Below are 21,669 nucleotides of genomic sequence, written 5' to 3' on the forward strand. Positions count from 1 at the left end.
TTGCGCGCCCCCATTCCAACAAGCACAGGAAGCGTATGACTGACCACCCACTTTCCCTTCAGGCCCTCGCGGCGCCGGAAGGCACCTGCTACGGCTGCGGTTGTTCCCACCCCAGTGGCCTGCATCTGCAAAGCCACTGGGACACCGATGGCATCCACCTGGTATGCCGCCATGCACCCGACAGCACCTTTATCGGCTGGCCTGGCCTGGTCTACGGTGGCCTGCTGGCGATGCTGGTCGATTGCCATTCCAACTGGACGGCCATGGCCTACCACTACCGCAACGAAGGCCGCGAGCCGGGCAGCCTGCCGCGTATCGACTGCGTTACCGGCACACTCAACCTGACCTACCTGAAACCCACGCCGATGGGCGTCGAGCTTTTGCTCAAAGCCCGAGTGGAAGGGGAAGTGGGGCGCAAGAGCCGGGTGCTTTGCGAAGTCTGGGCCGAGGATGTGCTGACCGTGACCGCCGACTCGGTGTTCGTCCGTGTCGATACCGAAAAGCTCAAGCTCAAGGCCCACGGCAAGGCTTGAGTGACCCGGGCTGATGAGTGGTCGGTGATGGTCAGCGGCCGGGGATGTCTCTAGAGTGACAGGTCCATTCCCCTGGCAAGGTTGATCATGACCGATCTCAGTGCTTTCCCTGTTACCCGCAAGTGGCCCGCCAAACACCCCGAACGCCTGCAGCTGTACTCGCTGCCGACGCCCAACGGCGTCAAGGTGTCGATCATGCTCGAAGAAATCGGCCTGGCCTACGAGGCGCACAAGGTCAGCTTCGACAACGATGACCAGTTGAGCCCTGAATTTATCTCGCTCAGCGCCAACAACAAGATACCGGCCATCCTGGACCCCAACGGCCCGGGCGGGCAGCCGTTACCGCTGTTTGAGTCAGGGGCGATCTTGCAGTACCTGGCGGAGAAAAGTGGGCAACTGCTCAGCCAGGAGCCTGCACAGCGTTACCAGACCCTGCAGTGGCTGATGTTCCAGATGGGCGGTATCGGGCCGATGTTCGGCCAGGTCGGGTTCTTCCATTTCTTTGCTGGCAAGGACTATGAAGACAAGCGCCCGCGTGACCGTTATGTCAACGAGTCCAAGCGGCTGCTGGGTGTGCTGGACCGGCACTTGAAAGGCCGGGAGTGGATGGTGGACGAGTACAGCATTGCCGACATCGCCATCTTCCCTTGGGTGCGCAACCTGGTGGAGCGCTACAACGCCCGGGACTTGGTGGGTTTTGACCAGTTCAAAGAAGTGCAGCGGGTGCTGGCCACGTTCCTCGAACGGCCAGCGGTGCAGCGCGGCCTGAAAATCCCGAGCTGATAACGCAGAGCCAGCCACGCACACCGGTCCCTGTAGGAGCGGCCTTGTGCCGCGAAAGGGCCGCAAGGCCGCTCCTACAGAGGGCGTAGTACAGGTTAGAAAATGTGGCTCAGCAGCCAGTACAGGCTGCCAGCCAACAGCATCGCCGCCGGCAGGGTCAGCACCCAGGCCATCAGCAAGTTGAGCAGCGTGCGCTTCTGAATCCCCGACCCATTCGCCACCATGGTCCCCGCCACCCCCGAGCTCAGCACGTGGGTGGTCGAAACCGGCAACCCGAACATGTCCGCTGCGCCAATGGTGCACATGGCAACGACCTCCGCCGAGGCGCCTTGGGCATAGCTCAGGTGGGTCTTGCCGATCTTCTCCCCCACGGTCACCACGATGCGCCGCCAGCCAACCATGGTCCCCAGCCCCAGCGCGATGGCCACGGCCACCTTGACCCACAGGGGAATGTAGCGGGTGGCGTCGTCCAGTTGGGTCTTGAACAGTTGCACATGGCTGCGGGTGTCGGCGTCGAATGCCACCAAACGGTTTTTCTCGATCAGGCGAATGGCTTCGCTGGTCAGGTACATGTCATTGCGAACGTTGGCCATGGCTTCGGCGGGTATGCGCTTGAGCGAGCCGTAGCCTTTGACCTCTTCACCGATCATCCCGGTCAGCGCTGCCAGCGCCGGTACCAGTTGCGGGCTGGCCTTGGGTTCGCCAATGAATGCGGTCAGCGTCTGGCGTGGGTCGGCCGGAGGCGCTTGCGGGTTGCTGCGCACCAGCGCCTGGCGGGTCACTTCGGCGACGGCGGAAAACTGCAGGGCCTGCTCATTGGGCATGGTCTTGTTCAACGCATACGCCATTGGCAGGGTGCCGACCAGAATCAACATGATCAGGCCCATGCCTTTCTGGCCGTCGTTGGAACCATGGGCGAAGGACACCCCGGTGCACGTCAGGATCAGTACGCCACGAATCCACCATGGCGGCGGTGTCTGGCCTTGCGGCGCCTGGTATAGCGCTTGACGCTTCACCAGTGCTCGAAGGGCGAGCAACAACAAGGCGGCGCAGGCAAAGCCGATCAGGGGGGAGAACAGCAGGGCGTAGCCCACCTTGCTGGCCTGGGCCCAGTCCACGCCGCTGGTGCCGTCACGCCCATGCATTAGCGCATTGGCCACACCCACACCGATGATCGAGCCGATCAGGGTGTGCGAGGATGATGCCGGCAGCCCCAGCCACCAGGTGCCCAGGTTCCAGATGATCGCCGCCAACAGCAGGGCAAAAACCATCGCGAAGCCGGCCGAGGAGCCTACCTGTAGAATCAGCTCCACCGGCAGCAGGGCAATGATGCCGAATGCGACCGCGCCACTGGAAAGCAGCACGCCCAGGAAGTTGCACAGGCCCGACCACACCACCGCGACCGGTGCCGGCAGCGCATTGGTGTAGATCACGGTGGCCACCGCATTGGCGGTGTCGTGGAAGCCATTGACGAATTCGAAGCCCAGGGCAATTAACAGTGCCAGGCCCAACAGCAGAAACGGCGTGACTGTGGTGATCACCGTGCCGCTGGCGTTTACATCCTGCTTCAGGCTCCAGGCGGTGTAGGCGATACCGGCCAGCAGCAGGCCGAAGAACAACACGAGGGTGGCGCGCCCAGGCTTGTGGGCAAGCTGCGGGCGGGCGTCGCGCTGGGCCAGGTGCGGCTGGCTGGCCAGTGACGGGGTTGCCATGATGGCTCCGGTTGGCGTTGGGCAAGTTGCCGAAGGCCTTGAGCATAGAAACAATTCGCAACCCGACCGTGACCTCGATCAATGAATTATCTAGGCTCAAGACGGACGGTAAAAGCAGGAGAAACCCATGATCCGCTGCAAGCGTGTCTACGATGCAGCCGCAGCCGACGATGGCCAGCGTGTGCTGGTAGACCGCCTATGGCCGCGCAACCTGCGCAAGGAAAACCTGCACGGGCAGTGGTTGCGCGAAGTGGCACCCTCGCATGATTTGCGCAGGGCGTTTCACCAGGGCGCGGTCGACTTTGCCGGTTTTACCCAGCGCTACCAGCAAGAGCTGGCTGCCCACCCCGAGCATTGGTACCCGCTGCTGGACCTGGCCGGAAATGGGTCACTAACCCTGCTTTATGCAGGCAAGGACACCGAGCACAACAACGCCCGGGTGCTGGCCGAATGGCTGGAAAGCGAACTGGACCGGCATGGGCCTGGCAGTTCACCGGTATGCTATGCCCAGTGAGTGATATTTGCTGCACCGGCCTTATCGCCGGCAAGCCAGCTCTACAGGTACAACACTGGCTTCAAGTCTATCGCTGTGCCTGTGGGAGCTGGCTTGCCGGCGATGAGGCCGGCCCTGCCAAACTCCAGAGCCCATTGTGCGATGCCGCTACATTTGATTCCTGCCAACGACAGTCACCGTTCGTTTGCCCGCGACCTGACGCGGCGCGCCATGCTGCCGTACTACCGTGAATTTGACCTGCTCTGGATCGAGGACGCCTTCGACCAGGCCTGGGGTTGGCGCGAGCAGTGGCTGATCAGCGAAGGCGACAGCCTGTTGGGTTTCTGCAGCCTCAGCCAGGACCGCCAGGCACTGTTTATCCGCGAGTTGCACCTGTTGCCCGAGCATCGCGGGCGCGGTGTCGGCAGCTGGGTGTTGGAGGAGCTGGCGCTGTGGGCCGGGCAACGGCGCCTGCCGTTGCTGAGGCTGATGGTGTTTCGCAGCAACCCGGCGCGCGGGTTGTACCAGCGCCATGGCTTCGTCGAAATGGGTGAGGACGCGTGCTTTGTGCGCATGCAGCGCACGATTGGCTAGTAGCGCAATGATGGCTTGTCGCGACCGAAGCGCAGGGGCATAGTAAACCCAGGCGCTCACGGTCGCCCGCAGACGGGGCGGTTAGGGATGAGCGTGATCAGGGGATAAGGAGAAGCCCACAATGAACGGGATTGGTCCGCGGCTGCGGGAAGAGCGTGAGCGCCTGGGCATGACCCAGCGCGTGTTTGGCGATATCGGTGGGGTGGAGCCCAATGCCCAGGGCAAGTACGAAAGCGGCGAGCGCACGCCACGGGTCGATTACCTGGCAGCCCTCGCGGTCAGGGGGGTGGATGCACTGTACGTGCTTAGCGGCATCCGCACGCCGGCCCCGCTGGAGGGCCTGAGCACGGATGAGTCGGGGCTGCTGGGCGCCTTCCGGCAATTGCCCATCGACGACCAGGCGGCCATCTGGCACCTGCTGGGCCGCTTGAGCAGCGATAGAAAACCCAGGCAAACAGTGAGGCCTGTCACTGTTGAGCGTCAGGCGTTTCTTACAGAAGTAATGCGTTAGACCCGTTTGGAAAAATTTTGTTAAGGTGGCGGGATCCAATCGCCCTGTTGACGAGGTGTGTGCTTGATTAGGGTCTTAGTGGTCGACGATCACGATCTGGTACGAACCGGTATCACCCGCATGCTGGCCGACATCGATGGCCTGCAGGTGGTGGGTGAGGGGGACTCGGGCGAGTCCGCGCTCAAGCTGGCCCGTGAGCTGAAACCGGATGTGGTGCTGATGGACGTGAAAATGCCCGGCATCGGCGGCCTGGAGGCCACCCGCAAATTGCTGCGCAGTCACCCGGACATCAAGGTAGTGGCCGTGACCGTGTGCGAGGAAGACCCGTTCCCCACGCGCCTGTTGCAGGCCGGTGCGGCCGGTTACCTGACCAAAGGCGCAGGCCTTGACGAAATGGTCCAGGCCATCCGCCTGGCGTTTGCCGGCCAGCGCTACATCAGCCCGCAAATCGCCCAGCAGCTGGCGCTTAAACCGTTCCAGCCGCAGGGGTCACCGTTCGACACATTGTCGGAGCGGGAAATCCAGATTGCCCTGATGATCGTCGGCTGCCAGAAAGTGCAGATCATCTCAGACAAGTTGTGCCTCTCGCCCAAGACCGTCAATACTTACCGTTATCGGATCTTTGAAAAACTCTCGGTCACCAGCGACGTCGAACTGACCTTGCTGGCCGTTCGCCACGGTATGGTCGACGCAAGCCTGTAAAACCTCATGTCCCAAGCTTTTGATGCCAGCGCATTCCTGGCGACCTGCAGTGGTCGCCCGGGCGTTTACCGAATGTTCGACGCCGAAGCCCGGCTGCTTTACGTGGGCAAGGCCAAGAACCTCAAAAAACGCCTGGCCAGCTATTTCCGCAAAACCGGCCTGGCGCCCAAGACCGCCGCGCTGGTAGCCCGTATCGCCCAGGTTGAAACCACCATCACCGCCAACGAAACCGAGGCGTTGCTGCTGGAGCAGAACCTGATCAAAGAATGGCGGCCGCCGTACAACATCCTGCTGCGCGACGACAAATCCTACCCCTACGTGTTCCTGTCCGACGGCGAGTTCCCGCGGTTGGGGATTCACCGTGGGGCGAAGAAGGCCAAGGGCCGCTACTTTGGCCCATACCCCAGCGCCGGGGCCATCCGCGAAAGCCTCAGCCTGCTGCAAAAGGCCTTTTCGGTGCGCCAGTGCGAAGACAGCTACTACGCCAACCGCACCCGGCCGTGCCTGCAGTACCAGATCAAACGCTGCAAAGGGCCCTGCACCGACCTGGTCACCGCCGAGGAATACGCCGACGACGTGCGCCATTCGGTGATGTTCCTTGAAGGCCGTAGCCAGCAATTGGGCAACGAGCTGAATGCCGAGATGGAGAAGGCCGCCATGGCCCTCAATTTCGAAAAAGCCGCCGAGCTGCGCGACCAGATTGCCCTGTTGCGCCGCGTGCAGGACCAGCAGTACATCGAGGGCGGCAGCGGCGACGTCGATGTCATCGCCGCCTTCGTAAACCCGGGTGGTGCCTGCGTGCACCTGATCAGCGTGCGCGGTGGCAGGGTGCTGGGCAGCAAGAACTTCTTCCCGCAGGTGGGCATCGAGGAGGAGGTGGCCGAGGTCATGGCCGCATTCCTCTCCCAGTACTACCTGGGCAACGCAGAGCGCGAACTGCCCGGCGAGCTGATCGTCAACGTTGTTCACGAAGACTTCGACGCCATCACCGAAGCACTGCACACGCTGCGGGGCCGTGAGCTGACCATCAGCCACCGGGTACGCGGCACGCGCGCCCGCTGGCAGCAGCTGGCAGTGACCAATGCCGAGCAGGCGCTCAATGCTCGCCTGGCCAACCGCCAGCACATGGCTGCACGCTTCGAGGCCTTGGCCGAAGTACTGGGCCTGGACGAAGTGCCGCAGCGCCTGGAGTGCTACGACATCAGCCATTCCAGTGGCGAAGCTACCGTGGCCAGCTGTGTGGTATTCGGCCCGGAAGGCGCGCTGAAGTCCGACTATCGCCGCTTCAACATCGAAGGCGTCACGGCCGGCGATGACTACGCCGCCATGCACCAGGCCCTGACCCGCCGTTACGGGCGCATCAAGGACGGTGAGGGCAAGCTGCCTGACGTGTTGCTGGTGGACGGCGGCAAGGGGCAGCTGAACATGGCTCGCGATGTGATGCAGGAACTGGGCTTCACCGACCTGACCTTGCTCGGTGTAGCCAAGGGCGTAACCCGCAAGGCCGGTTTTGAAACCCTGTACCTGAACGACGTGCACCACGAGTTCACGCTGAAAGGTGATTCACCGGCCCTGCACCTGATCCAGCAGATCCGCGACGAAGCCCACCGTTTCGCCATTACCGGCCACCGCGCTCGCCGCGGCAAGGCCCGCCGGGTGTCCAGCCTGGAGGATGTAGCCGGGGTAGGGCCCAAGCGCCGGCGCGACCTGCTGAAACATTTCGGCGGCCTCCAGGAGCTCAACCGCGCCAGTGTCGATGAAATCGCCAAAGCCCCCGGCATCAGTAAAAAGCTTGCCGAGTCGATTTATGCCAGCCTGCATAGCGAGTAGAATGCCGGGCTCAACTTGCAGCCAGTCGTACCGATGAATATTCCAAACCTGCTCACCGTTCTACGCGTCCTGCTCATTCCGTGCTTCATTCTGCTGTTCTACATGCCCTATCACTGGAGCTACATGGCAGCCAGCAGCGTGTTTGCCGTTGCCGCCGCCACCGACTGGCTGGACGGCTACCTGGCGCGTCGCCTGCAGCAGAGCACGCCGTTCGGTGCCTTCCTCGACCCGGTGGCCGACAAGCTGATGGTGGCGGTGGCTTTGGTGCTGCTGGTGCAGACCCACGCCAACTTCTGGCTGACCCTGCCGGCGGCGGTCATCATCGGCCGCGAAATCGTGGTGTCGGCCCTGCGCGAGTGGATGGCCGAGCTGGGCGCGCGGGCGCACGTGGCGGTGTCCAACCTTGGCAAGTGGAAGACCGCGGCGCAGATGCTGGCGCTGGTGATCCTGCTGGCCAACCCGCCAGCGGTAACGTTCTGGGTGATTCTGGGCTACGGGCTGCTGCTGGTGGCGGCGGGGCTGACGCTGTGGTCGATGGTGCACTACCTGCTGGCTGCCTGGCCGCACCTGCGCGAAGGCTCCGAGCAGAAATAAACTTTTTTTGAATCAAGGGGTTGACGCTGTTTTAGAAATCGCTAGAATGGCACCCATCACGACGCGGGAATAGCTCAGTTGGTAGAGCACGACCTTGCCAAGGTCGGGGTCGCGAGTTCGAGTCTCGTTTCCCGCTCCAAATTCGATCCTCAGTGCGTCGCTGGGATCAAGAAAGAAGAGGCCATAGGGCCTCTTTTTTTATGCCTGCATTTTATTGATGTTCTCCTTTCTCAAGGCAAACACAAGCCCTGTAGCAGCAGCCTTGTGCTGCGAAGAGGTCATTGCAGCCGAAGATAATCTTCAGCCTTACCGGCCTCTTCGCAGCACAAGGCTGTTCCTACAGGTTGATGCGTTAGTCTGAGTGATGGTGCAAGACCGTTGCTCTGATAGCCCCGCGCAGGGTTGCCGGGCTATTTCAGAAAGTTCAGGTCCAGTGGGTAGTCCAGAATGATTCGGGTCTGGTCCAGGTCATTGGCGATTGCGCCGTAGTCGCCGCCCGTGCGCATCGACGCATGCAGCAGCCGCACGGAAAGGTTTTTCGCAGGCCCTGACTGCACCACGTATTTCACCCACAGGTCCCGTTCCCATTGCGACCCGTCGCGCACCGCCTCGAACCGTGTGTAGGCACCCCCGGCATCGCGGCCATCGATATCGGTACCGCGTATGTAGCGCGCTGTGAAGCTCAGCCCAGGGACGCCAAAGACGGCAGCGTCCAGGTCGTAACGTGCGCTCCAGGCCCTTTCGTTGGGGCTGTTGAAGTCGCTGCCTTGTGAGGCCGCATCCAGTTCGATGTCGAAACTGTTCCATACATAGTCGAAAGGCTGGTCGCCATCGATGCGGGTATAGGCAACTTCGAACTTGTGACCACCCATTGCGTAGCCCACCCGGGCACTCCAGGCATCGTTGCGTATGTCGCCAAGCAGCGAGGTGCCGGTGTCGCGGGTGCGGTAGTAATTGGCGCCGGTATTGAACACGCCACCCACCTTCAACGGCACCCGGTATTCGATGGATGCAAATTGCTGGTTCCAGATATTGTCCAGTTCGGACCCGAACAGCTTGACCTTCACGTTGTCGAGGCCGGTGTAGATACCGCCGTAATAACTGACAAAGTCACTGTCGGCCTGGCGGCCACCGTACGCGGTACCCAGCTTGCCGCCGTGATTGGTGGCTGCCCGGTCGCTGCTGGAGGTGAAGCGCCCTCCATTGAGGGCCAGCCCTGCGAAGGTATGATCGGTGACGTTCCAGCCTCGCAGCGTTTGCGGCAGCAGGCGGATATCACCGTATTTGAGTACGGGTGAATCAGGGAAGAGGTCGCCATAGGCCAGTTCAGTGCTGCCAACGCGCATCTTTACCGCGCCACCGGCCTTGGCGTACTCATGCTTGGGGTCGCCCTGGTTGTCGCGCGCGACGATGCCGCCATTGCCGACACCGTCGCCAACCCGGCCTTTGCCACCGTCGAGCTTTATTGCGCCCATGTAATGCAAGTCTAGGCCGAACCCTACCAGCCCTTGGGTATAGCCGGAATTGAACTTGGCCATCACACCTTGCGCCCATTCCTGGCGATAACTTTGCCGCTCACGGGCCGGGTTGAGGTAGCTGCCGTTGCGGTTGTCGGCGTTCCAGTAGAAGTTTCGCAAGCCGACCGTGGTGGTACTGTCTTCAATAAAACCATGGTCCGATTCTGCCGCGCAGGCAATCGAGCCAAACAGGCAGGCACTCGCGCCTGCCATCCCCAAGGTGAAAGTTTTGAACGACATGAAGACTTCCTTATTGCCAGATTCAAGAACGGCAGCGTGAAGATTTATTGTTATTGCCCCTGCGTCTGCGTCTGCGGCGGGCAGCCGGGGGCCTGATCGCTAACTTGCGGGTGCGGCAAGTTGCGCTCTTTATTGTTGTATTACTCGGTAGGCCGGGTTGCTCGAGGCAACCCGGAGCACATCGGGTTTTGCCTCAGGCAGTCATGCCGGTAAAGAAGCGCGCGGCATTTTCATCCAGGGTCGCAATGTCGTAGCCACCCTCCTGGACCACCACGCAAGGCAGGCCCAGCGCCTTGATCCGCTGCCCCAGCAGGCGGAACCCTTCATGGCTGACGTGTACCTTGGACTGCGGGTCGTTTTCGTAGATGTCAAAGCCCAGCGACAGCACCAGCACGTCCGGGGCGAAGGCGCGCAGCGCCGTTGCCGCCTTGTCCATGCAGGCAAAGAAATCCGCTTCGCTGGCGCCATGGGCCATGGGCAGGTTCAGGTTGAAGCCAGCCCCTGCGCCAGCCCCGGTCTCATCATCGAACCCGGCGACCACCGGGTAGAAGTTGGTCGGGTCGCCATGAATCGACACGTACAACACATCGTCCCGCTCGTAGAAGATTTCCTGGATGCCTTGGCCGTGGTGCATGTCGGTGTCGAGCACTGCGACTTTGCCGAATTTGCCACGCAGCACCTGGGCGGCGATTGCGGCGTTGTTCAGGAAGCAGAACCCACCTGCCGCTTCGGCGCGGGCATGGTGCCCTGGTGGCCGGCACAGGGCATAAGCGGCCTGGTCGCCTTCGATCACCGCATGTGCCGCGGCTACCGCGCTCTGCGCCGACCAGTAGGCGGCCTGCCAGGTGTGCTCGCCGATCGGGCAGCTGCCATCGGCCAGGTAGCGGGCCGTCTTGCCGAGGATACCGCGCAAGGGGTTGCCTTCACGGATGTAAATGTTCGACATCACCTCGTCGCCCCAGTCTTCCGGCACTTCGTGCCACTGCTGGTAGGCACTGCCCAGGTAGTCCAGATACGCTTGGCCATGCACGGCCGCCAGCGGGGCCAGGCCGTGGTCGGCTGGTTCGAGCAGCGGGTAGCCGAGTTTTTCGACTACTGCCAGTAGCGGGTCGATGCGGGCCGGCACTTCCTGCGGTTGGCGCATCTGGCCACGCGACAGGTAGGAGCGGGGGTGGTGCAGGCGTTGAGCAGGATGGAAAAACGTTTTCATGAATCACCTCTTGGTAACGCGTGCGGTCAATAACCCAGTTCGGGATCGACCAGATTGTTCAGTCCCAGCCCGGCGCTCAGGCGCGACACGTTGTCGGCCACTTGCCGGGCGATGCACAGGTCGGACGCGGCCGACGCCATGTGCGGTGTCACCCACACGCCGGGCGTGTGCCACAGCGGCGAATCGGCAGGCAACGGCTCCTGTTCGAACACATCGAGCAATGCGCCGCGCAACTGCCCGCTGGCCAGCGCCTGGCGCAGGTCGTGCGGGTTGAGGTGCTGGCCACGACCACAGTTGATCAGGGCGCTGCCTTCGGCCATGTGCCGGAATACGGCATGGTTCAGTACGCCATGCGTGCTGGCGGTGAGGGGCAGCAGGTTGACCAGCACATCCAGCCCGGCGAGGAAGCCTTGCAGCGAAGCCGCGCCTGCGAAGGTGGTTACGCCATCGATCTGGCGCGGCGTGCGGGCCCAGCCGCGCACGTCATAACCCGCCGCCGCCAGCCGCTGCGCCACTGGTGCGCCAATCGCGCCCAGGCCCATCACGCCAACCCGGAAATCCCCCGCCTTGCGCTGTACCGGGCGCTGCCAGTGCTGGCTGGCATTGCCGGCGATCACCCGGTCGAAGCCCCGGTGAAAGTGCAGCACGCCCCAATGCACGTACTCGCTCATGCCCTGGGTGTGGTCAGGGTCGACCACCCTGCACACGGGCAGCGACGCATCGCGTGAGCTGTCCTGGGCCAGGTGATCGATGCCCGAGCCGATCGAGTGCACCAGGCGCAGGTTCGGCAAGCGGCCAAGGCTACCTTCGGGCGGGAACCAGCATACGGCCACTTCGGCGTGCCTTGCGCCGGCATCTTCCGGGCGCAACACGTTCAGCTGCGGGGCGTGCTCGGTGAACAGCGCGGCCAGCCAGTCAGTCAGCGCCGGGTTCTGGCAAAGCAATACGAGGCTGGCCATGTCAGCTGCACCACTCGCTGCGCTGCGCGTCGATCAGGCTGAGCGCGGCCTGCCAGGCCATGTCGATGATGCCGTCGATGCCATCGCGCCCGAACTGTGCGGCGGTGTGCCGGCACACTTCCTCGCTGGGGATGTTCAACGCCACGCCGGCAGACATCGCCTGGATTTGAGCCTGGCAAGCGCGCTCCAGGAAATAGATTTCGTGGAACGCTGCCGCCACGTTGCTACCTGCGGCCAGCAGCCCATGGTTGCGCAGGATCATCGCCTTGTGCGTACCAAGGTCGGCGACCAGCCGTTCGCGTTCTTCCAGTGACAGCGCGATGCCTTCGTAGGTGTGATACGCCAGGTTGCCGTAGAACTTCAGCGCGTGCTGGGTCAGCGGCAGCAGGCCGTCACGTTGTGCTGCCACCGCCATGCCCGCTGCCGTGTGGGTGTGGATGATGCAGTGCAGGTCCGGGCGCGCCTCGTGGATCGCCGAGTGGATGACAAAGCCGGCCGCATTGACCTTGCCGCCGTTGAAATGGCTGTCGACCACGTTGCCGTCCAGGTCGATCAGCACCAGGTCGCTGGCGCGCATCTTCTCGAATGCCACGCCATAGCGGTTGATCAGGAAGTGCCGGTCAGGCCCGGGTACACGCAGGGTGATGTGCGTGTCGATCAGGTCGGTCATGCGGTAGTAGGCGATCAGGCGATACAGCGCAGCCAGCTCGCAGCGTGCTTGCCATTCGGTTTCTGACATGGCGTGAGGCTTGTTGCTCATCAGGCGATTCCTTGCGAAGTGGAGAGGGCGACCGGCCTGGCGCTGGCGTTGCGCAGGTGCGAGAGCCCCAGCACGCCGGCCAGCGACATCAAGGCCAGCACGCTGAAGAACAGCGCCAACGGTAGCCATTGCCCGGCGAACTGGCCGGCAACGAAAGTGCCCAGCATTGGCGTAAGGCCACCGGTCAGGCCGCTGCCCAGCTGGTAGGCGATCGAAATGCCCGAGTAACGGACCCGGGCCGGGAATGCTTCGGCCATGTAGCCGGCAATCACGGCATACAGCGCCGACAGCAGGACCACGGCCATGGCGATACCAGCGGTCATGTAGACCACGTTGCCGGTCTGCACCAGCAGGAACATCGGATACGGCACCACCATGCACAGCGCCGCGACCCACTTCAGGAAGCGCCCTTCACCAAGGCGCTCGGCGAGCATGGCCGAACAGGGTTGCGAGAGAAACTGCAGGATGGTGACCACGAACAGGCAATCGAGAATGGTGGTCTTGGCGATGCCCTGATACTGGGTGACGTAGGTGATCATGAAGGTGTTGGTGAAGAAGAACCCGCCAGAGCCTATGGTTACGGCCAGGGCTGCGAAGACGATGTTCCGCCAGTGGTTGCGCAGCACTTCGCGCACCGGGTTGTCGCTGGTCTGGTCGCTGTCCTTGACCTCGGCAAATTCTGGTGACTCCGGCACGCCGAACCGGATCAGCAAGCCGACGATCATCAGCAGCCCGCTCATCAGGAACGGAATACGCCAGCCCCAGCTCATCAGGTCTTCCGTCTCCATTGCAGTGATGAAGCGGAAGGCGATCAGCGCCAGCAGCAGGCCCGCCGGGCTACCCCACTGGGCAAACGAGGCGAAGAACACCTTGCGGCCCTTGGGCGCATGCTCGCTGGCCATCAGCACCGCGCCGCCCCATTCGCCACCGACTGAAATACCCTGCAGCAGGCGCAGGAATATCAGGCCGATGGGGGCCCAGATACCGGCCTGTGCGTAGGTCGGCAGCAAGCCGATACAGGTGGTGGCCACGCCCATCAGCACAATCGTGACCAGCAGCATTTTCTTGCGCCCCAGGCGGTCGCCCAGGTGGCCGAACACCATGCCGGCGAACGGCCGGGCGATAAAGCCCACGGCAAAGCTGCCGAACGCGGCCATGGTGCTGAGCATCGGGTTTTCGCTGGGGAAGAACAGCTGCCCGAGCACCAGGGCTGCGGCGAAGGCGTAGATGTAGAAATCGTAGAATTCGATGGTGGTGCCAATAAAGGCAGCCGCCGCGGCACGACGCGGGGTGGGGGTATTGCTCTTCATCTGAGGCTCCTGGGCGTCATTGTTATAGGCAGGAGAAGGAGAGCCCTGCACGGGCAGGGCAAAGGCACTCTGGCGGTGCGTTGCTAGATGTTGAGCCAAGTCCTATGCTAGGAAAAGCTTCTAATTTAAATACTCAAGTATAAGACCAACAAATAATGACGCCGACATCGACGCCCCCGGCAAGAGACCCGGAAGCCAAGCGTTTCCTTAACGACCGCCTTGACTGGAACCTGTTGCGGACGTTTCTGGTAATCGGCCAGGAGGGCAGCATCAGCCGGGCTGCGGCACGCCTGCACCTGAGCCAGCCGGCCGTCAGCCAGGCGTTGCGGCGTTTGGAGGAGCAACTGGACAGTGCCTTGGTGGTACGTCGTGGGCCACGCATCAACCTGTCACAGGCGGGGGAGGAGGTGATGCAGATCGCGGCCGAGCTGTACGGCACGGTCTCGCGCCTGGGGCCTGCGCTGGACAGCCCGGCCGAGACAGTGACGGGCAAGATCCGCCTGCTGAGCATCAGCCGCATCCAGTCCCGTGCCTACGATGACTTTCTTGCGCAATTTCACAGTGACTATCCCCAGGTGGAGCTGGAGATCGATGTGCTGCGCAGTTCGGATGTGGCCAGTGGCTTGTTGCAGAAGACCGCCTCGTTCGGCCTGAGCCTGTGCCGCACGCCCCAGCCCCGCCTGGAGCAACGGGTGCTGCTTGAACAGCGCTACGCGTTTTTTTGCGGCAAGCGCCATCGCTTGTTTGGTCGCAAGAACCTTACTGTTGCGGATCTGCAGGGCGAGAACTTCGTGAGCTTCACCAGTGACCAGATGGGCGGCAACCTGTCACCGTTGACAGTGTTTCGCGATCAGCAGGGGTTTACCGGGCGTATTGTGGCATCGTCACCGAGCCTGGATGAGATCCTGCGGCTGGTGGGGGCGGGCTATGGCATCGGCTGCCTGCCGGAGCACATCGTCGCGGCGGATGTACAGGCCAATGAGCTGTGGCGTCTGCCGCCGTGGGAAGGGGTGATCGATGTGAACGTGTATCTGCTGTGGAACCGTGAACAGAAGTTTACCCAAGCCGAGTCGATCTTTCTGGAGCGGTTCCAGCAGATGCTCATGACCACAGACCCGGCGGAGCGCTTTTGACCGGCTTGCCAGTGCGCGATCAGGCCCAGAGACCAAACACTACCAACGCCGCCACGCCAAGCCCGACCGCAATCGAGCACCCACCCAGCGACAGCGCCGCCCGGCCTTGCCGGTACCAGCCGTCATGGCCCAGTTGCCGTGCCGGCGCCAACAGGCTGCGCCAGCGCAGTTCGGTTTCGTGAAACGCGTGCAGGTTTGCCGTATCCGCATCCAGCCAGCGACGAAAGTCGATCCGTTCGCAAGCTGTCACCTGGGGGCTTTGCAAGCGCACATACCATTGCCCGGCCACACTCGACAGTACATCACGGCGCGAGCGACCGGCCTGCAGCGCCTGGTCCATGTTCCGCTCGATGCTCGCCAGGGGCAGGTCGAGGCGGGCGGCGATGGTGGCGAAGTCCAGTTGGTCGAGGCGGTTGAGCAGGAATACTTGCTGCACGCGCCGGGGCAGCCGCTTCAGGGCGTGCAGCAGGGCGTGGTCGGCATCGTGTTCGGCAACAGGCGTTGGGTGTTCAAGCGGCAGTAGCAGACGGGTCATGGACAGCTCCTTGCTTGAAGGGGGAGGGGTGGGGGCATCTTCCTTGATGCGAGACCAGCGTAGGCGAAACGAGATTGATTCTCAAGTGCTGATTCCGCAAAGTTTTGTAATGAGCGTTCACGCCCTGAAACACCTTTGCTATCATGCGCGCCATCACGATCTTCATTAGCCTGAAGAGCAAAAAAAAAGACCCGGCAAAAAGCCGGGTCAAAAACCGTGATTAGCCTGATGAGGAGATAATCTGAGAGCGACCTAAGCTCCAGGTTATCCAGCAGATCTCGCGATCAGCTGAGTGCAATAATAATCGTTATCATTTGCCAGTCAAATGAATTTTCGCTAATTCGGTAAAAAAGTTTTACCGATGCGCTTCCTTGTCCCGGCAGTCGGGGCTTCTGCCGTTCGCGGCCATCACGTTCTCTCCCTCCTTTTTTACTCAGAAATCCGGATCTGCGGCGCGCTTGTGCTCCAGCAGGGCGCGGGCCATGTCCATCATGTGCATCAACGCGTAGGTCAGCTCGCGCTGGCTGCCGTGCTGGTGGCTGGCGGTTTCCTGCGCTGTAGCGGCGGCGCAGCGCAGCAGGGCGATGGCGTGCTCCCGGGCCTGGTCGCCGGTGACGCTCTCGTGCAGGGCCCAGATCTTGTTGTCGAGGGTCGGGCGCTGCGGCTTGGGGTTGAGGTAGTAGTCGAGGGCGCGGCGGGCGGCTTCGCTGTCGAGATCTGTTTCGTCGTTTTTCGGTGGTTTCATCCTGATACCTGCTAGAGCCAGTAGGGGAAGGGGTCCGACCGATAATAATACCTAGGGTATTTTAATGCCCTTTGATAAATAATACTGAATGTTTATTGAGCGGTTAAAGGCAGTCCGTATCGTGCCAGCGATGAATATGGATAAATGGATTGCCCTCGTCCGTGACCGGATGGAGGAGCTTGGGCTCACTCAAGAGCAGCTTGCCGAGCGCGTTGGCGTGTCTCAAGGCAGCGTAGGGCATTGGGTGAACAAGCGGCGTCAGCCGAAGATCGAGTCGATGAACCGTACGTTCGTCGAGATTGGCATGCCTCACTACAACGTCAGCCTGCAACTGCGCATCCAGGGGCAGGTTGGCGAGGAGCGTGGCGTTTATCAGATGGATGACGCCGATGACGATCTGGACCTCATGCAATACATCGTGTGTTTCCGCTACCCAGTGTTGGCCTGGAGCGAGCTAGGTGTTGAAGAGCGTGAGGAGCCGGGTGTGTTCGAGCAGACGGACTACCTGGCCCAGGGCAAGGCTTTCTGGCTGACGGTTGAAAATGACGCGATGAGCGCTGTCAGTGGTCGGAGCGTGCCACAGGGCATGCGGATGCTGGTCGACCCGGGCGTGGAGGCTGAGGCCGGGCGCTTGGTTATCGCTCGTCAGCCGGGCAAGTCGGCGATTTTCCGCGAGTTGGCCGAGGAAGGTGGGCAGCGTTATTTGAAGGCACTGAACGGCAACTACCCGGCGCTACTATGCGAAGAAGGTTGCGAGATCCTGGGAGTAGTCGTGCGGGTGCATGGGGCCTTCTAGATTGCCGGGGCTGCTGTGCAGCCCATCGCCGGCAAGCCGGGCTCCCACAAGTACGGTGCCGACCTCAAGCATTGCGCTGGCTCTGTGGGAGCGGGTTCACCCGCGAAGAATGCAACGCGGTGTATGGCACCGGCTTTGCCGGTGTTCGCGGCTAAAGCCGCTCCCACAGGTACAGCGTTGCGCTGAAGTTGGCGCATCACTTGTGGGAGCGGGCGCGCCCGCGAAGAATCCAACGCGGTGTATAGCACCGGCTTTGCCGGTGTTCGCGGGCATGCCCGCTCCCACAGTGATCGCTGAGCAAGGCAGTTGCCCCGGTTTCCTCACTCAGCCAGTTCGACCAACACAGTCCCTTCGCTGACCATATCGCCTTCCTGGCAGAACAACGCCTTCACTGTCCCAACATGCGGCGCACGAATGCTGTGTTCCATCTTCATGGCCTCTAGCACCACCAGTGCAGTACCGGCTTCAACTACCTGCCCCGGCTCGACCAGCACCCGTACAATGCTGCCGTTCATGGGCGCGCCCAGGCCGCCTTGATGGCCATGGCCGGCCTCGGCTTCGGCAATCGGGTCGAAGGCCTGAATGGCGTGCATCTCGCCATCCCAGTGCAGGTACAGGGTGCCACTGCGGCGGATTGCCAAATGCTGGCGGCGCACACCTGCCTGATCGTGCACCAGTTGCTCACCCGCTAGCTGCCAGGTGGACGCAGCGCTGCGCTCCAGGGCAACCGCCTGGTCCTGCCCGGCGCTTGCCAGATGCAGGCTGCTGCGTGCCGGCAGGCCCAAGCGCAGGCCGTTGTGCGCACCCCACGGCGAACTGCGGTCGTCATCACGCTTATGCTCAGGCTGCCCCTGCAGCCAGGCTTCGGCTGCCGCTTCCCAGAAGCCCGCCGGCAGCGCATGGGGCGCCGGCAGCAACACATCCTGGTGGCGGGGAATGAAGCCGGTGTCCAGCTCTGCCGCCGCAAACGCCGGGTGGGCGAGAATGCGGCGCAGGAAAGCAATGTTGGTCTTCACCCCGCCAATGGCGAACTCGTCGAGCATGGCCAGCAAGCGCAGGCGCGCCTGTTCGCGGTTTTCACCCCAGGCAATCAGCTTGCCGAGCATCGGGTCGTAGAAGGGCGACACCACGTCGCCTTCGCTGACCCCGCTGTCCACCCGCCGGCCTTCGCCTGGCGCCGACTCACGGTACAGCGCCAGCGTGCCGGTCGCGGGCAGGAACTCGTTGGCCGGGTCTTCGGCGTACAACCGCACTTCGATGGCATGGCCGATCAGCGGCACCTGCTCCTGAGTGATCGGCAGGGGCTCGCCGCAGGCCACGCGAATCTGCCAGGCCACCAGGTCCAGGCCGGTGATGGCCTCGGTGACCGGGTGTTCCACTTGCAGGCGGGTGTTCATCTCCATGAAGAAGAACTCGCCACGGGCATCGAGCAGGAACTCCACGGTGCCGGCACCCACGTAGCCGATCGCCTGGGCCGCACGCACCGCCGCTTCGCCCATGGCCCGGCGCAGTTCGGGCGACAAGCCGGGGGCAGGGGCTTCTTCGACCACTTTCTGGTGGCGGCGCTGAATAGAGCAGTCGCGCTCGTTGAGATACAGGCAGTTGCCGTGCTGGTCGGCAAACACCTGAATTTCGACGTGGCGCGGCTTGAGCACATACTTTTCCACCAGCATGCGCGCATCGCCGAACGACGACTGCGCCTCACGCTGGGCCGAGGCCAGGGCGTCGGCCAGCTGGCTTTCTTCCTCCACCACTTTCATGCCCTTGCCGCCGCCGCCGGCGCTGGCCTTGAGCAGCACCGGGTAGCCAATGCGTTCGGCGGCGGCGCGGAAGGTGTCCAGGTCCTGGGCTTCGCCGTGATAGCCCGGCACCAGCGGCACGCCAGCGGCGTCCATCAGCGCCTTGGCCGCCGACTTGCTGCCCATGGCGTCGATGGCGGTGGCAGGTGGGCCAAGGAAGATCAGCCCGGCCTGTTCGATAGCGCGGGCGAAGCCAGCGTTCTCCGACAGAAAACCATAGCCCGGGTGAATCGCCTGGGCACCGCTGGCCTTGGCAGCGGCCAGCAGCTTGTCGACCAGCAGGTAGCTTTCGGCGGCCTTGGTACCGCCCAGGTCGACGCGGATATCCGCTTCGCGGCTGTGCCGGGCGTCACGGTCGGTGGCGCTGTGCACGGCAACAGTGGTCAGGCCCATGGCCTTGGCGGTGCGCATTATCCGGCAGGCGATTTCGCCACGGTTGGCGACCAGCAGGGTGGTCAAAGCGGGGCGGCTCATGGGCGCGTTTCCTTCTTGTCATCGGTTTGCCAGGCGGGGCGGCGTTTTTCCAGGAAAGCGCGCAGGCCCTCCTGGCCTTCGGCGCTGACGCGGATGCGGGCGATGGTGTTCTCGCAGTAGCGGCGCAGGGCCGGGCTGAGTTCGCCGTCGTCCACTTCGCGCAGCAAGTCCTTGGTGGCGCGCAACGCTTGCGGGCTGTTCTGCAGCAGGTTGTTCACCCACGCTTCGACCTGGGCGTCCAGCTCACTGGCCGGGTACACCTCGGCCAGCAGCCCCAGCTCGCGGGCCCGTATGCCGCTGAAACGCTCGGCAGTGAGGGCATAGCGGCGCGCGGCGCGTTCACCAATAGCCTTGACCACGAAGGGGCTGATGACTGCCGGGGCCAAGCCAATGCGGACTTCCGACAGGCACAACTGGGCGTCTTCGGCGCCGATGGCCATGTCGCAGCAGCTGATCAGGCCCAGCGCGCCGCCAAAGGCTGCACCTTGTACCACGGCCAGGGTAGGGGCCTTGAGGCGGTGCAGGGCGTACATCAGTTCGCCCAGTTCGTGGGCGTCATCCAGGTTGGTGTTGAAGTCCAGCTGCGCCGACTGCTGCATCCAGGCCAGGTCGGCGCCGGCGCTGAAGTGCCTGCCACGGCCGCGCAGCAGCACAAAACGCAGGCTGGCGTCTTCGGCCAGGCGGTCGATGGCCACGATCAGCTCGCGGATCATCTGCGCGTTGAAGGCGTTGTTCTTGTCCTCGCGGCTCAGCCACAGGGTGGCGAAGCCGCGTGGGTCGCGGATCACTTCAAGGGTGCTGAAATCGCTCATGGGTCACATCCGGAAAATGCCGAAGCGGCTCTGTTCGATCGGTGCGTTCAGCGCGGCAGACAACGCCAGGCCAAGCACATCGCGGGTTTGTGCCGGGTCGATGACACCGTCGTCCCACAGGCGGGCGCTGGAATAGTAGGGGTGGCCCTGGTGCTCGTACTGGTCGAGGATCGGTTGCTTGAGCCTGGCCTCGTCCTCGGCACTGAAGGGCTGGCCGCTGCGCTCGCTTTGCTCGCGCTTGACCTGCGCCAGCACGCCAGCGGCCTGTTCGGCACCCATCACGCCAATGCGCGCGTTGGGCCACATCCACAGGAAGCGTGGGTCGTAGGCGCGGCCGCACATGCCGTAGTTGCCGGCGCCAAAGCTGCCGCCAATGATCACCGTGAACTTCGGCACCTGGGCACAGGCCACGGCGGTGACCAGCTTGGCGCCGTGCTTGGCGATGCCGCCTTCTTCGTACTTCTTGCCCACCATGAAGCCGGTGATGTTTTGCAGGAACAGCAGCGGGATGCCACGCTGGCAGGCCAGCTCGATGAAGTGCGCGCCTTTTTGCGCGGCTTCGGCGAACAGGATGCCGTTGTTGGCCAGGATCGCCACCGGGTAGCCATGCAGGTGGGCGAAGCCGCACACCAGGGTGGTGCCGAACAGGGCTTTGAACTCATCGAACACCGAGCCATCGACCAGCCGCGCGATCACTTCACGCACGTCGAACGGTTGCTTGGCATCGGCTGGCACCACGCCATACAGCTCGTCGGCGGCATACAGCGGCGCCACCGGGGCCAGGCGCTGCAGCTTGCCCAGCTTGTGCCAGTTGAGGTTGGCCACGCTGCGCCGGGCGATGGCCAGGGCGTGCTCGTCGTTATCCGCGTAGTGGTCGGCCACGCCGCTGGTGCGGCAATGCACATCGGCGCCACCCAGGTCTTCGGCGCTCACCACTTCACCTGTAGCGGCCTTTACCAGCGGCGGCCCGGCGAGGAAGATGGTCGCCTGCTGGCGCACCATGATCGCTTCGTCGGCCATGGCCGGTACGTAGGCGCCGCCAGCTGTGCACGAGCCCATCACCACGGCGATCTGGGGGATGCCCTGGGCGCTCATGTTGGCCTGGTTGAAGAAGATCCGCCCGAAATGCTCGCGGTCGGGGAACACTTCGTCCTGGCGCGGTAGGTTGGCGCCGCCCGAATCCACCAGGTAGATGCACGGCAGGCGGTTCTGCTGGGCGATGGTTTGCGCACGCAGGTGCTTCTTCACCGTCAGCGGGTAGTACGAACCGCCTTTGACCGTGGCGTCGTTGGCCACGATCATGCATTCCACGCCTTCGACGCGGCCGATGCCGGCGATCACGCCAGCGGCGGGCACGTCTTCGCCGTATACCTCATGCGCAGCCAGCTGGCCGATTTCGAGGAATGGCGAGCCCGGGTCCAGCAGGCGGTCGATGCGTTCGCGCGGCAGCAGCTTGCCACGCGACGTGTGCCGTTCCTGGGCTTTGGGCCCGCCGCCCTGTGCCACCTGGGCGAGCAGGCCGCGCAGGGCCTGAACCTGTTCGAGCATGGCCGCGCTGTTGCCGGCGAACTCCGCCGAACGCGGGTTGATCTGGGTGTGCAAGGTAGCCATGTGCGCCCGTCCTTTA

21 protein-coding genes and 1 tRNA gene are annotated in these 21,669 nt (G+C 63.0%); 11 read left to right on the top strand and 11 right to left on the bottom strand.

The features are described 5' to 3' along the window. The first annotated feature begins 35 nt into the window (after positions 1-35). Together ACN6NG_RS08070 and ACN6NG_RS08075 are read left to right on the top strand one after the other, a co-directional pair. Positions 36-533, top strand: a complete 498-nt coding sequence (locus ACN6NG_RS08070) for a PaaI family thioesterase (protein ID WP_049276670.1) — start codon at positions 36-38, stop codon at positions 531-533. An 87-nt stretch (positions 534-620) separates the two neighbouring features. Then, positions 621-1,316, top strand: a complete 696-nt coding sequence (locus ACN6NG_RS08075; RefSeq protein WP_061203194.1) for a glutathione S-transferase N-terminal domain-containing protein — start codon at positions 621-623, stop codon at positions 1,314-1,316. Between the two features lie 95 nt (positions 1,317-1,411). Here ACN6NG_RS08075 and ACN6NG_RS08080 read toward each other — a convergent pair whose 3' ends face one another. Further along, a complete protein-coding gene (locus tag ACN6NG_RS08080) occupies positions 1,412-3,028 on the bottom strand; it encodes an inorganic phosphate transporter (protein ID WP_474313426.1) in 1,617 nt (538 codons plus the stop codon). Between the two features lie 127 nt (positions 3,029-3,155). On the opposite strand from ACN6NG_RS08080, the gene ACN6NG_RS08085 reads away from it, so the two are divergent. From ACN6NG_RS08085 to ACN6NG_RS08115, 7 genes are all read left to right on the top strand, one after another. Then, entirely contained in the window at positions 3,156-3,542 is a 387-nt protein-coding gene (locus tag ACN6NG_RS08085) for a DUF488 domain-containing protein (protein WP_474313427.1), read from the top strand. A 141-nt stretch (positions 3,543-3,683) separates the two neighbouring features. Continuing rightward, positions 3,684-4,115 (top strand): GNAT family N-acetyltransferase, encoded by a 432-nt coding sequence (locus ACN6NG_RS08090; RefSeq protein ID WP_063424922.1) that lies wholly within the window; start codon positions 3,684-3,686, stop codon positions 4,113-4,115. Positions 4,116-4,236: 121 nt separating this feature from the next. Then, entirely contained in the window at positions 4,237-4,626 is a 390-nt protein-coding gene (locus ACN6NG_RS08095; RefSeq protein WP_016498767.1) for a helix-turn-helix domain-containing protein, read from the top strand. A gap of 63 nt (positions 4,627-4,689) precedes the next feature. Then, positions 4,690-5,328, top strand: a complete 639-nt coding sequence (gene gacA / locus ACN6NG_RS08100) for a response regulator transcription factor GacA (protein ID WP_023047491.1) — start codon at positions 4,690-4,692, stop codon at positions 5,326-5,328. Between the two features lie 6 nt (positions 5,329-5,334). After that, on the top strand, positions 5,335-7,158 hold the full coding sequence (uvrC, locus tag ACN6NG_RS08105) for an excinuclease ABC subunit UvrC (RefSeq protein ID WP_041167660.1): 1,824 nt from the start codon (positions 5,335-5,337) through the stop codon (positions 7,156-7,158). A gap of 33 nt (positions 7,159-7,191) precedes the next feature. Continuing rightward, positions 7,192-7,752 carry a CDP-diacylglycerol--glycerol-3-phosphate 3-phosphatidyltransferase gene (gene pgsA, locus ACN6NG_RS08110; RefSeq protein WP_016498771.1) on the top strand — a complete coding sequence of 187 codons (561 nt, stop codon included), beginning with the start codon at positions 7,192-7,194 and terminating at the stop codon, positions 7,750-7,752. A 63-nt stretch (positions 7,753-7,815) separates the two neighbouring features. Next, positions 7,816-7,891: transfer RNA gene (locus ACN6NG_RS08115), tRNA-Gly, on the top strand. A gap of 271 nt (positions 7,892-8,162) precedes the next feature. On the opposite strand, the gene ACN6NG_RS08120 is transcribed toward ACN6NG_RS08115, so the two are convergent. The 5 genes from ACN6NG_RS08120 to ACN6NG_RS08140 form a co-directional block, all read right to left on the bottom strand. Further along, the gene (locus tag ACN6NG_RS08120) at positions 8,163-9,509 is read right to left on the bottom strand and encodes an OprD family porin (RefSeq protein ID WP_474313430.1); all 1,347 of its coding nucleotides are present in this window, start codon (positions 9,507-9,509) and stop codon (positions 8,163-8,165) included. Between the two features lie 193 nt (positions 9,510-9,702). Next, on the bottom strand, positions 9,703-10,719 hold the full coding sequence (locus ACN6NG_RS08125) for a histone deacetylase family protein (protein ID WP_474313431.1): 1,017 nt from the start codon (positions 10,717-10,719) through the stop codon (positions 9,703-9,705). A gap of 26 nt (positions 10,720-10,745) precedes the next feature. Further along, on the bottom strand, positions 10,746-11,678 hold the full coding sequence (locus tag ACN6NG_RS08130; protein ID WP_474313433.1) for a 2-hydroxyacid dehydrogenase: 933 nt from the start codon (positions 11,676-11,678) through the stop codon (positions 10,746-10,748). Position 11,679: 1 nt separating this feature from the next. Next, entirely contained in the window at positions 11,680-12,438 is a 759-nt protein-coding gene (locus ACN6NG_RS08135) for a class II aldolase/adducin family protein (RefSeq protein ID WP_474313435.1), read from the bottom strand. Next, entirely contained in the window at positions 12,438-13,748 is a 1,311-nt protein-coding gene (locus tag ACN6NG_RS08140; RefSeq protein WP_474313437.1) for an MFS transporter, read from the bottom strand. The genes ACN6NG_RS08135 and ACN6NG_RS08140 overlap by 1 nt, the downstream gene beginning before the upstream one ends. A 155-nt stretch (positions 13,749-13,903) precedes the next feature. Here ACN6NG_RS08140 and ACN6NG_RS08145 point away from each other — a divergent pair, with 155 nt between their 5' ends. Beyond that, positions 13,904-14,881 carry a LysR family transcriptional regulator gene (locus tag ACN6NG_RS08145; protein ID WP_474313440.1) on the top strand — a complete coding sequence of 326 codons (978 nt, stop codon included), beginning with the start codon at positions 13,904-13,906 and terminating at the stop codon, positions 14,879-14,881. A gap of 19 nt (positions 14,882-14,900) precedes the next feature. On the opposite strand, the gene ACN6NG_RS08150 is transcribed toward ACN6NG_RS08145, so the two are convergent. Beyond that, positions 14,901-15,416, bottom strand: a complete 516-nt coding sequence (locus tag ACN6NG_RS08150) for a DUF4880 domain-containing protein (protein ID WP_019473643.1) — start codon at positions 15,414-15,416, stop codon at positions 14,901-14,903. 433 nt (positions 15,417-15,849) lie between these two features. After that, positions 15,850-16,161 carry a DUF6124 family protein gene (locus tag ACN6NG_RS08155; protein ID WP_341796281.1) on the bottom strand — a complete coding sequence of 104 codons (312 nt, stop codon included), beginning with the start codon at positions 16,159-16,161 and terminating at the stop codon, positions 15,850-15,852. Positions 16,162-16,249: 88 nt separating this feature from the next. On the opposite strand from ACN6NG_RS08155, the gene ACN6NG_RS08160 reads away from it, so the two are divergent. Beyond that, positions 16,250-16,957, top strand: a complete 708-nt coding sequence (locus tag ACN6NG_RS08160) for a LexA family transcriptional regulator (RefSeq protein WP_474313442.1) — start codon at positions 16,250-16,252, stop codon at positions 16,955-16,957. A gap of 320 nt (positions 16,958-17,277) precedes the next feature. On the opposite strand, the gene ACN6NG_RS08165 is transcribed toward ACN6NG_RS08160, so the two are convergent. From ACN6NG_RS08165 to ACN6NG_RS08175, 3 genes are read right to left on the bottom strand one after another with little or no spacing between them, the layout of a single operon-like run. Continuing rightward, on the bottom strand, positions 17,278-19,230 hold the full coding sequence (locus tag ACN6NG_RS08165) for an acetyl/propionyl/methylcrotonyl-CoA carboxylase subunit alpha (RefSeq protein ID WP_474313444.1): 1,953 nt from the start codon (positions 19,228-19,230) through the stop codon (positions 17,278-17,280). Further along, the gene (locus tag ACN6NG_RS08170) at positions 19,227-20,042 is read right to left on the bottom strand and encodes a gamma-carboxygeranoyl-CoA hydratase (RefSeq protein WP_474313446.1); all 816 of its coding nucleotides are present in this window, start codon (positions 20,040-20,042) and stop codon (positions 19,227-19,229) included. Before ACN6NG_RS08170 ends, ACN6NG_RS08165 begins: the two co-directional genes overlap by 4 nt. Positions 20,043-20,045: 3 nt before the next feature. Then, complete coding sequence (locus ACN6NG_RS08175) at positions 20,046-21,653, bottom strand: carboxyl transferase domain-containing protein (protein WP_016498805.1); 1,608 nt, start codon at positions 21,651-21,653, stop codon at positions 20,046-20,048. Between the last annotated feature and the right edge of the window lie 16 nt (positions 21,654-21,669).

The organism is Pseudomonas sp. TSO6, assembly GCF_056098905.1.